Source organism: uncultured Dokdonia sp., assembly GCF_947492815.1.
Classification (GTDB): domain Bacteria; phylum Bacteroidota; class Bacteroidia; order Flavobacteriales; family Flavobacteriaceae; genus Dokdonia.
On record NZ_CANLOB010000001.1, the window covers coordinates 373,539 to 384,610 of the forward strand.

Annotated in this window: 8 protein-coding genes; 3 read left to right on the forward strand and 5 right to left on the reverse strand. The window is 35.2% G+C overall.

Annotated features, from left to right (window positions below; genetic code table 11):
• Nucleotides 1–13: 13 nt before the first annotated feature.
• Genes Q1A01_RS01935 through Q1A01_RS01945 form a run of 3 tightly spaced genes read right to left on the reverse strand, consistent with a single transcriptional unit; the run spans nucleotide 14 to nucleotide 2,392 of the window.
• Nucleotides 14–1,150, reverse strand: coding sequence for a hypothetical protein (locus tag Q1A01_RS01935; RefSeq protein WP_299675138.1), 1,137 nt, complete (start codon nucleotides 1,148–1,150; stop codon nucleotides 14–16).
• A complete protein-coding gene (locus Q1A01_RS01940; RefSeq protein ID WP_299675141.1) occupies nucleotides 1,143–2,039 on the reverse strand; it encodes a DMT family transporter in 897 nt (298 codons plus the stop codon). Before Q1A01_RS01940 ends, Q1A01_RS01935 begins: the two co-directional genes overlap by 8 nt.
• 2 nt (nucleotides 2,040–2,041) lie before the next feature.
• The gene (locus Q1A01_RS01945; protein ID WP_299675144.1) at nucleotides 2,042–2,392 is read right to left on the reverse strand and encodes an ArsC/Spx/MgsR family protein; all 351 of its coding nucleotides are present in this window, start codon (nucleotides 2,390–2,392) and stop codon (nucleotides 2,042–2,044) included.
• A gap of 83 nt (nucleotides 2,393–2,475) precedes the next feature.
• Here Q1A01_RS01945 and Q1A01_RS01950 point away from each other — a divergent pair, with 83 nt between their 5' ends.
• Nucleotides 2,476–2,934 carry a DinB family protein gene (locus Q1A01_RS01950; protein ID WP_299675147.1) on the forward strand — a complete coding sequence of 153 codons (459 nt, stop codon included), beginning with the start codon at nucleotides 2,476–2,478 and terminating at the stop codon, nucleotides 2,932–2,934.
• A gap of 122 nt (nucleotides 2,935–3,056) precedes the next feature.
• Here the strand turns inward: Q1A01_RS01950 and Q1A01_RS01955 are convergent, their stop codons facing one another.
• Nucleotides 3,057–6,767: a T9SS type A sorting domain-containing protein gene (locus tag Q1A01_RS01955; protein ID WP_299675150.1), complete on the reverse strand. Its 3,711-nt coding sequence runs from the start codon at nucleotides 6,765–6,767 to the stop codon at nucleotides 3,057–3,059.
• 581 nt (nucleotides 6,768–7,348) lie between these two features.
• On the opposite strand from Q1A01_RS01955, the gene Q1A01_RS01960 reads away from it, so the two are divergent.
• Complete coding sequence (locus Q1A01_RS01960; protein WP_299675153.1) at nucleotides 7,349–8,488, forward strand: cystathionine gamma-synthase; 1,140 nt, start codon at nucleotides 7,349–7,351, stop codon at nucleotides 8,486–8,488.
• Nucleotides 8,489–8,580: 92 nt separating this feature from the next.
• On the opposite strand, the gene Q1A01_RS01965 is transcribed toward Q1A01_RS01960, so the two are convergent.
• Nucleotides 8,581–9,405 carry a glutamate dehydrogenase gene (locus tag Q1A01_RS01965; RefSeq protein ID WP_299675156.1) on the reverse strand — a complete coding sequence of 275 codons (825 nt, stop codon included), beginning with the start codon at nucleotides 9,403–9,405 and terminating at the stop codon, nucleotides 8,581–8,583.
• A gap of 217 nt (nucleotides 9,406–9,622) precedes the next feature.
• Here Q1A01_RS01965 and gdhA point away from each other — a divergent pair, with 217 nt between their 5' ends.
• Nucleotides 9,623–10,966 (forward strand): NADP-specific glutamate dehydrogenase, encoded by a 1,344-nt coding sequence (gdhA, locus tag Q1A01_RS01970; protein WP_299675159.1) that lies wholly within the window; start codon nucleotides 9,623–9,625, stop codon nucleotides 10,964–10,966.
• Nucleotides 10,967–11,072 lie beyond the last annotated feature (106 nt).

Sequence of the window (11,072 nt, forward strand, 5' to 3'; positions counted from 1 at the left end):
ACATATAGTCTCTTTATACTTTAAGAGGTGTATGTTGTTTGTATTCTTTCATTTTAATTTGCCTTACTAATGGTTTAAACAATAAGGTCGCTAACGTTCTGCGATGTCTTACATAGCAAGTTAGATTATCAGGAACGGCTCCTAATGTGCTTTTAATTTCTGAAGAAGTTCTTCCAAAATTAACTTCTTCAGCGTTCATTTCGATTCCTAATCTAACGTAATCATTTAGAATTCTAGGATAGATTGATAATTTTTTATTATAGTCATAATCTATGCCTATAAAATGGGCGTCTATTTTATTTTCTACTTTAAATGCAGTAGCAAAGCCTACTATACGATTCTCAAGCCAGTAAGTGTTTATGAGTACGCTTTCGCGAAAGCGTATTTTTAATAATTTATACGTTTCTATTTGTAAATCTATGGTCTTAAATAATGCTCGGTCTGTGATATTGCAATATAGCTGTTGCAAATCCTCTTGATACTTTTCTATATCTTCTACATCAAAAGGTCGCATGATTAATGGTGCGCTCTTTTTATCAGCCTTATTTACTTTAACACGATACTTTGATTTTAGGGCAGCTTTATATTGATCAAAATCTGTCCATTCTTTGCGTATGCTAAGACGCATATTAGGTTCTACTGCAAAGGGTTGAAATTGATGTTTTTCAACTTCAGAAACTACTGAAAGCTCATCTTCTATAAAGTCTTTAAAAAAGAAAACAGAAGCTTTCTTTTGTGTTTGTACTTTTTTTACCTCTTCTGCTATTTTCTTATAAATAGGTTCTTGTACGATTCCTTCTTTTACGATAACACCGTAATTACCGCTTAGAAATACATTTCCGCATACGATTGTATGTACTTTATGAGCACTTATATAACATTGTAAAGAGCGCGCAATACGCTCTGAAAAAGGGAGATGTTCTTGTGCATTGTCTATAGCGACACTCATTCGTTGTAAAATGGCTAAAGACACAACATCTTTTTCTTGAGAAAGTACTAAATAAAAATATTCTATTTTTTGATTTGCTTCTTCAAAAGCTTGAAGAAATTCCTTAGTAAAATACAAAGTATCTTTACACCCTAGAACTGTAAATACAGTCTCTGGAACTTCTTTTATAGTTGTATAATATGTAACGTTTAGATCACTCAACTGCAATTGTTTTCCGTTTTGTACTTAAATATACTCCTAAAAAAATCAATCCTGCAGCAAAGGCGCGAACTCCAGTAAGTGTATCTGCTCCTAAAATAATAGCAACTAGGGTCGCTAATAATGGTTGAAGATAAATAAAAGCTCCAATAGTAGATGGCTTGAGTGTTCGTAATGCAAATACATTAAACAAATATGTTAAATAGGTAGTTCCTACTACTACAAAAATCATTACACCTATTACAGACACTGGCAATGTAGACCATTGTACTTCCATAAACTCGGGTAATGCCACAGGTAAGTTTGTAAAAACTGCTATTAAAAAAAACCATTTCATCAGTGTAATAGAGGAATACTTAGCTGTAAGAGGTTTTACAATAATTAAATATACAGAGTATGCTGTAGCATTTACAATAAACAAGATATTCCCTAAGGGGATATTAGGTGCATTTTCTTGTGTTTTTGCTCCAAAGAGAATTAAAACAAGTGCCCCTACGAGACCTATCCCAATACCTGATCCTTTAAACCACGTGATTTTTTCTTTTAAAAAAATAGCAGATAGCACTAATAGAATAACTGGTGATAATGTAATAACAACGCTACTATTTATAGGTGTAGAAAGTGCTAAACCTTTAAAAAACATAAGCATATTAATTGTCATTCCAAATAATGCACAAAGCACAATACGTGTCCAATCTTTACGATCTATTTTTTCTCTAGGGAAAAATAAACTGGTAAGCCAAAACAGCAAAGCCGCTCCTAAAACTCGCAACATAATAAACCCAAAAGGTTTAATATAAGTAGGCATTAAATCTTTAGCGAGCGTATGATTTACCCCGTAAATAAAGCTAGCTCCAAACGCTGCTAACAAAGCTAGATGACGCTTACTCATGATTATTTAAACGCTTCTACGGCTTGTGCTACTACTTTTTTACTATTCCCGACAAAAATAGCGTCATCTACAATCATCACAGGACGTTTTAAGAAGGTGTAATGTTCTAAAATAAGATCTTTATACGCTTCTTCAGACAGTGTTTGTTCATTTAAATTACGCTGACGATATAACTGTGCTCTTTTACTAAATAATGCTTCATAACTTCCTGTAAAAGCATGCATAGCTTCCAATTGTTCTTTAGTAATTGCTTCTGTTTTTATGTCTTGTAATAGTACATCATTACTTGGACTAATTTCTTGAATAATACGTTGACAAGTATTACAGCTAGAGAGATGGTAAATTTTTTTCACAATAAAATCGCTATATGAGTTATCACTCACAAAATTCGTTCATTTATTATGAAATAAACTACTTTTAATAAAAAATTCACACCATGCTTTACGACTTTGATATTTGTCAAAAAAACCGACAATTACTACACAATCTAATAGAGAAGTTAACCCCTGAACAGCTTAATAAAATTCCTGAAGGTTATAACAATAATATTCTTTGGAATATTGGACACAGTATAGCGACACAGCAATTGTTAGTATATGGACTATCTGGAGAGGAAATCCAAGTCCCAAAATACATTATTGACCTTTACAAAAAAGGTACTAAGCCTGAAAAGGTTGCAACTCTAGAAGAAATAGATGAGATAAAATCTTTATTATTTTCTACTATAGCCCAACTAGAGAAAGACTATAAAGATGGTCTCTTCAAGTCTTTTAAGACCTATACATTAAGCACGAGTGGAGGAACACTTCATAAGGTTGAGGATGCTATTGCATTTAATAATTTTCATGAAGGATTGCATTTAGGATATGCTTTGGCATTAATAAAAGCTATTTAATACACTCGTAGAAATTCACTACAATTTATCATATCTCTGTTTCAAGACGGGATACATGATTAAATAAGAAACCCATCACTAAAAAGTGATGGGTTTCTTCTTTTAAGTTTTTAAGATATGTATTACATCTTAATTACTCTATATACTCCTGCTTTACCATTAGAAGTTACTTGCATTAAGTAAGTTCCTTTAGCCATTGTACTAACATTTAGTTGATACGTAGATAATCCATCTACTCTCTGCTCAAGTACTTTTTGACCTAATAGGTTAAACATTGTTACATTTTCAATTCCTGCTCTAGCATCAAGATTAATTACATCTTGTGCTGGGTTAGGGAAGAAATTAAATCCTTCTAATGTATTATCATCTACAGATAGAGCTTCTTCACAAGTAACTTCCATAGTGAAGTTACCAACACCTGCTCCAAATCCTTCAACCATGATAGTATAAGAACTTCCTACTGTAGCAGTAAATGTAAGTTCTGATTGTAATCCACAAGAATCATCATTTACAGCGATTTCATTTACAAGGTTACATTCATCATCAAATACTCTTAATAACGAATCATAATCTGTTGTTCCGTCACATAAAGATAATGTTACATTTTGTGCAGTTTCAGGTGTTACATATGTATAGAATACATCTCCAGATGGGTTCTGTCCAGAATCATTAGCATTTACTGTAGATCCAGATACGATATCACCACAGAATACTTCGATTGCATTTTCACAATCATCGTTTGCTGGTGGTAAGAAGTATAAGAAATCTATTGAATTATAAATACTAAAGTCATCTACAGTACATCCTGCTTGAACGTATAATGTATAGAAGTTTCCATCTACAAATGGTCCAAATGCAGTATCAAAAGTATCTACAAGTGTATTTCCAACAGCGATAGCCCCTGGATCTCCTTGAGGAACTCCTACATCTTGAATTTCCCAGTTGTATCCTAATGCATTCATTGACATTGCCCAAGATATGTCAGCAGATCCTGGTGCAAAGTTTCCAGCTGCTAGATCAAACGGTGCAAAACATGTAGGACAGTCTGCAGTGATTGTTCCAGTTTCAATGTTATTATCTACATCTCCTGTTGCTACTTCAATAAAGTTAGCATCTAAAATACTATATGTAATTTCTCCTGGGAATCCTCCTGGCTCTCCGAACACAGTTGTAATGTCATCTCCTGGGTTAATTTCAAAAGTTAATGAACCTATTGCTCCGTCATTATTTGGATCGTCATCTAAAGAAACATCATTCAATGCAAGAATACCATTTCTAAGTACATCTATAGTAGCTCCGTTCCATCCATCACCAAATGAATCATTCATCTGTAGTGTATAAGAACATTCTCCTGGAGGTGCCATTGTTACAAATGGTACTGGTCCTGTAGGATTACTTGGATCATCTACAGCACAGTTTGCTGTAACATAGAATTCATATTCTGTACCAGCATCTAATCCAGTAAGCATAAATGAAGCCATTGTAATTCCAGTTTCCATGGTACCTGTACCTAATTCAAATCCAATTGGTCCCCACTCAACTGTAAATTCTGGTGATGTAGGGTCATTATTATCTGTCCAACTTAAGTCAGCAGATGTATCTGTAACATTTGCCGCCATTAAGTCTGTTGGTGCGAAACAAGAAGGACAATCAGCTGTAAGTGTATTTGGCTGGATATCATTTTCTACATCTCCTATTGCTACTTCATTTCCTTCTGCATCTAAGATTCTGTAAGAAACCTCTCCTGGGAATCCTCCTCCATCAACAAATACAGTAGTAACATCTGCAGTACTATTTACTGGGAATGTAACAACTCCTTGTGCTCCATTATTATTAGGATCATCTTCTAGAGTAACATCGTCTAATACAACAACACCATCTACTAATACATCCATAATAGCTCCATTCCATCCGTCTCCAAATGAATCGTTCATTTCAAGTGTATACTCACACATTAAGCAAGCTCCACCCTCATTAACTCTTTCTATAAGAATTGGGTTAGAAAGATCAAAACATCCGTCAAGACCATCTAAGTTAGATCCCATATCAAGTCCTGTTAGTCCGTCTTCGTAACGAATATAATATACAGCACATATTCCTGGCTCAACACCATCTAAATCAAATGGAGGTGCCATAGGTAATCCTAAGATTTCACCTGTGGCATTATCTGTAATAACCCATCCATTATTAGTTCCGATAGGATCTCCAACAATAGTTACGTCAATTGGATCTGGCATATCATCACCAACACAAATATTAGCTTCTGTGTTTCCAGAACCTGTAATTTCTATACTAACAGCATCTACAGCACAATCACTATATGCAGCAACTTGGAAAGGACCGAAGCCTCCGCCTCCCCATTCCCAGACACGAACAAATAATGTCATACCTGCTAATGCTGGATCGTCAATAGCAATTAGAGAGAATAATCCGTTTCCATCATCATCATTACAAGATACTTCTACAAGAGCACCTATTTCTCCACTGTAAACTGACATTCCAGTATCAGTAATACCACCAGCTGTATCTGTTTCAACATTTAATTGTCCCGTACTTGGTACTACAACGCTAAACCATACATCAGCTCCACCATAGTTCCCACAAGAAGGGTCATCTATTGCTGTATCTGTAGCACTTACGTTAGAAGCTGTTACAGGAAAATCTGTAAACACAGATCCTACCATTAATGTAATCGCTCCTTCTGGATCATCATTTGTTGGTGGTGGTGTATCGTATGCAGACATCTGGAAAGTTCCTAGAGAACCTCCGTTCCATTCCCATACACGTGCATAAAGTACCTCTCCTGGTGTACGACCTTCTAATTCTGCTAATGAGAACAAACCAGTTCCTCCATCATCATTACAAACTACTTCAACTAATGCTCCTATTTCTCCTTCATATATACTTATAGCAGTATCTGTAATAGAACCATCATCTTCTCGAGATTCTACACTAACAGATCCACTCTCAGGAACCACAATACTATACCATAAATCTGCCTCAGTAAAGTTTCCACAAGATGGATCATCAATAGCAGTTGCTGTTGCTTCTGTATTATCTGCAATCACTGGGAAATCTTCAAAAACTAATCCTACTGTTAAACTTGCAGCCGTTTCAGGATCATCATTAAGTGGCGGTGGCGCACAAGTACCATATAAGAATTGAGCTACAAGCTCCACATTAGCTCCTGTAAGATCTTCTATTTCTACACTTACAATAGTTTCTGCTGCTAAAATACCAACAAATACTGGTCCTGTAGTAGTAACATCTACTGTTACAGTGTCTATTAAACCTGCTTCCCCAATTACTCTAACATCAACACTTGATCCTCCTGTAAGTGAATATAAATCAAATCCTGTACTTGTTACAGCATCATCACCTGTAAAGTTAATTACTGTAAAATCTGTAAACGTGTTAGACCCTACAGCTGGATCTAGCGTTCCAAATCCATCATTTGGATCTAAATATACAGTTACGTTTCCAGGAGTATTTGCAGTAATCTCAAACCCTTCTTGTAATTCACCAGCTGGATAACAAGTATCACCTGCAGAGCTTAATATTTCTCCACACCCTATAAGAGCTCCAGGACCTCCTGCAAAATCTTCTAGTGTTAGCATAGCTCCATCTGAACAGTTTGCTAAATAATCATCTCTGTCATCAAATGTAGTTACATTAGCTCCCTTAGCTTGAACAGAAGCAATATATCCATCGGGTTTTTCAATAGTTGCTACCTCTCTTTGCAGGCCAGCGTCTACATACTCTTGAAGAGTAAGAGGATTTTGCCCAAATGCCGCGGCGGCAAAAAGACATAGTAATAATGTAATTTTTTTCATGTTTGGTTTATTTTTAAAGTGAAACCGCAAGAAATGCGGGCTTAAAAGATAAATACTCTAAATCTTTTTTAAGAAAAATATAGCGTATTTTCGATGAGTGACACCTATTGATCGCTATAAAACATAAATTTTTAAGAAAAAGTCACAACATTAACACAGAAAAAGCGTTTCTGCTATTTTTTTCATCCAGACATGTTAAAGAAAATGAGACCTAAATTTCATCATATATATTTAAAAAATTGTTTTCATAAATACGCTTTCGCGAAAGCGTATAATTATATAATCCAACCCGTTGTGCATTTTGATAAAATAACTAGTAATTGTCCTATTAATCTTCATTATATATCTCAAATCCTAAAGGAAGTGATGAAGATTTCTTCGATTCACCCTTCAGGGAGGGGAAAAAATCAAGAAATCTATTCAAAATGCACAACGGGTAATCCATATTGAATATAGTAATGATGAGGTTTTACACTTCTACTAGGGTTATCTATAAAACAACCACCTTGTGTAAAGAGGTGTTTAATCGTATTTTTGAATAAGAAGAAAGCTATACACTTCGTCTTCTTAATACATCACATATGAAATTCAACACCAAAACAATACATGGAGGTCAGCAACCAGACAAAGCTTATGGTGCCGTAATGCCTCCTATATATCAAACCTCCACCTATGCGCAATCTACTCCAGGTGGCCATAAGGGATATGAATACAGCAGGACTCACAACCCAACTAGAAATGCATTAGAAAATGCATTTGCTAGTATTGAAAATGGAACTCATGGTCTTGCCTTTGGCTCTGGTCTTGCTGCAATAGACGCTATATTAAAGCTTTTACAACCTGGAGATGAAGTTATATCTACAAATGATCTTTATGGAGGAACATATCGCATCTTCAAAAAGATATTTGAAGGTTTTGGTATCAAATTTCATTTTGTGGGTATGGAAAACACTAGTGCCATAGAACATTACATCAATGAAAATACAAAGCTCATATGGGTAGAAACCCCAACAAATCCCATGATGAATATTATAGATATTAAAGCAGCTTCTTTAGTAGCTAAAAAACACCATATTCTTCTTGCTGTAGATAATACTTTTGCAACACCTTATTTACAACAACCATTAGATTTAGGTGCAGATATCGTGATGCATAGTGCTACAAAGTATATAGGAGGACATAGTGATCTTGTGATGGGAGCACTTATTGTTAAAAATGAACAGCTTGCAAAAAAGCTATATTTTATTCAAAATGCTAGTGGTGCTATTTGCGGTCCTCAAGATAGTTTTCTTGCATTAAGAGGTATTAAAACATTGCATGTGCGTATGCAACGTCATTGCGAAAACGGAAAAGCAATTGCGCATTTCTTAAAAACACACCCCAAGGTAGATAAAGTATATTGGCCTGGATTTGAAGATCACCCAAATCATCACATTGCTAAAAAACAAATGAATGATTTTGGAGGAATGATTTCTTTTAGCACAAAAGAAGATTCTTATGAAGGTGCTATAAAAGTTATAGAAAGACTAAAGGTATTTACACTAGCTGAAAGTCTTGGAGGTGTTGAATCTCTTGCAGGACATCCTGCTTCTATGACGCATGCATCAATTCCTAAAGCAGCACGTGAAAAAATAGGTGTTACCGATTCCTTAATTCGATTAAGTGTTGGAATAGAAGATATAGATGATCTTATTGCAGATATTACACAAGCACTAACTTAATCTCTATAGTATCATAAAACAAAAAATGGTTGCTACAGTTAGCAACCATTTTTTGTTTTATACTTTTATACGCTTTCGCGAAAGCGTATACACTATTCTATATAATAGATATATCCTACATTTAACCAGAAAATCCAATCATTTGCTCGGTTTACGGGTCTAGGATCTGGGTTTAATCCATCTACCCAGTTTGAGGTATAATAATGCCATCTAGCATCTAACACCAAATCACTAAGAGGTGCTAATTTATATCTAATACCCGCACTCCAAGTAATTGCCCAAGTAGAACCTGGTCTATCATCTATACCACTATTATTCTGCCCTTCTCCTTGAGAAAAGCCTTGAAAAAGTGTAGGAGCTAGCTCTCCGCTAAAAGGATTTATAAATTGCCCTTGAATATCTCCTAACTCTGAAGTAGCTTCAGGATCGTATGATACAAAATGAACACCGAGGCTCACATAGGGGGCTACTCTATAAGCACCTGCTGTAAAATCTCGAATACTCATAGGAAAGTATTCTAATTGAGAACCAATCTCAAAGACATTGGCTCTTCCTTTATGTCCTCTAAGCTGTAATCCTCCTAGATCGTTATCTTCCGATTCTTCTCCAAAATGATCGAGATTTGTGACATGATAATCTATTTCATTTCTCACTTTAAAGTGGTCATTGAAATAAGTATCCCTAGAATAGCAGTTACAATCTGCTCTATAAGCGAAGTTTAAATAATGTACAATTCCGATACCAAAACCGATATTTCCACGGTTTGTATCGAAGTTATTACGCAATCCGAAATCAGATTGAAATGCTACGGGACCAGTGATAACGCCGACTTCATGGGAAAAGCCTAACTGCGCTTTTAGCTCCTGGTGAGCAAAGCAAAATGAAATAATTGCCATGAGTAGGTATCTGGCTTTCATGAAAATAGGTAATTTGAGACAGCAACAAATATATAAAAACTAGGTTAACAGCGAAATTTTATAGCCACTGGGTTTCCAAAAACAGAGTAAATTTCGAAAAAAACGCATTATTTTTACGAATTTCGAAAAAAAAACGACTCATTTTTCAGGATACGCTATATTTGCATCCTATTAAAAACGCATTTTTAAGATTAAAATTATCTAATACTCAAAAGATATGTCAGACAGCATTAAAAAATTTGTCGATTATGTTGCTAAAAGTAATCAAAATGAACCTGAATTCATGCAAGCTGTTCAAGAAGTTGCAGAAACAGTTATTCCTTTTATAGAAGCAACCCCAAAATATCAAGGAAAAAAATTATTAGAGCGCATGGTAGAGCCAGAGCGCACTATTATATTTAGAGTTCCTTGGACGGATGATAATGGAGAGATCCAGGTAAACCGTGGTTATAGAGTTGAATTTAATAGCGCAATAGGTCCTTACAAAGGAGGATTACGTTTTCACCCTTCTGTAAACTTAAGTATTCTTAAATTTTTAGGTTTTGAACAAGTATTTAAAAACAGTCTTACAACACTTCCTATGGGAGGTGGAAAAGGAGGGTCTGACTTTAATCCAAAAGGAAAGTCTGATGCAGAAGTAATGCGTTTTTGTCAAAGTTTTATGACAGAACTATCTCGCCACATAGGACCTAACACAGATGTTCCTGCTGGAGATATAGGAGTAGGTGGCCGTGAAATAGGATATATGTTTGGTCAGTACAAGAGATTACGCAATGAATTTACAGGAGTACTTACTGGAAAAGGTCTTTCATATGGAGGATCATTAATACGACCTGAAGCAACTGGATATGGAGATGTATACTTTGCACAAAGTATGCTTAAAACAAAAGGGCAATCTTTTGAAGGAAAAACAGTTCTTGTTTCTGGATCTGGAAATGTTGCTCAATATGCTACAGAAAAAGCTACGCAATTAGGAGGAAAAGTAGTAACACTATCAGATTCTAGTGGTTTTATATATGACAAGGAAGGTATTGACGCAGAAAAACTTGCTTATGTGATGGAAATCAAAAATGAGCGTCGTGGTAGAATAAAAGAATATTTAGACAAATATCCATCTGCCGAGTATCACGAAGGTCAAAAACCTTGGGGTATTACCTGTGATATCGCACTCCCTTGTGCAACTCAAAATGAGTTGGATCACGAAGCTGCAAAAACATTAATTGCAAACGGATGTATCTGTGTAGCAGAAGGAGCTAATATGCCTTCTACACCAAAAGCTATTGAAGTGTTCCAAGATGCAAAAATCTTATTTTCTCCTGGAAAAGCCTCTAATGCAGGAGGAGTTGCAACTTCAGGTCTTGAAATGTCACAAAACAGTTTAAGATACAATTGGACTTCGAAGGAGGTTGACGAAAAACTTCATAACATCATGCTAGACATTCATGAAGCTTGTGTAACCTATGGAACACAGGAAGATGGGTATGTAGATTATGTAAAAGGAGCCAATGTTGCTGGTTTTGTAAAAGTAGCAGAGGCAATGATGGCACAAGGTGTTGTCTAACTTTTAAAGAATATATAATAGATATAAATAGGCGACATGTGTCGCCTATTTTTTTTAAATCTATTTTCACTTTAAGTAAAAAAACATACTATCTCATTATCTTAAT

Excerpts from the sequence above, each read along its gene's own strand:
- Q1A01_RS01950 (WP_299675147.1), top strand. The coding sequence starts at position 2,476 with ATGCTTTACGACTTTGATATTTGTCAAAAAAACCGACAATTACTACAC.
- Q1A01_RS01940 (WP_299675141.1), bottom strand. The coding sequence starts at position 2,039 with ATGAGTAAGCGTCATCTAGCTTTGTTAGCAGCGTTTGGAGCTAGCTTT.
- gdhA (WP_299675159.1), top strand. The coding sequence starts at position 9,623 with ATGTCAGACAGCATTAAAAAATTTGTCGATTATGTTGCTAAAAGTAAT.
- Q1A01_RS01960 (WP_299675153.1), top strand. The coding sequence starts at position 7,349 with ATGAAATTCAACACCAAAACAATACATGGAGGTCAGCAACCAGACAAA.
- Q1A01_RS01955 (WP_299675150.1), bottom strand. The coding sequence starts at position 6,767 with ATGAAAAAAATTACATTATTACTATGTCTTTTTGCCGCCGCGGCATTT.
- Q1A01_RS01965 (WP_299675156.1), bottom strand. The coding sequence starts at position 9,405 with ATGAAAGCCAGATACCTACTCATGGCAATTATTTCATTTTGCTTTGCT.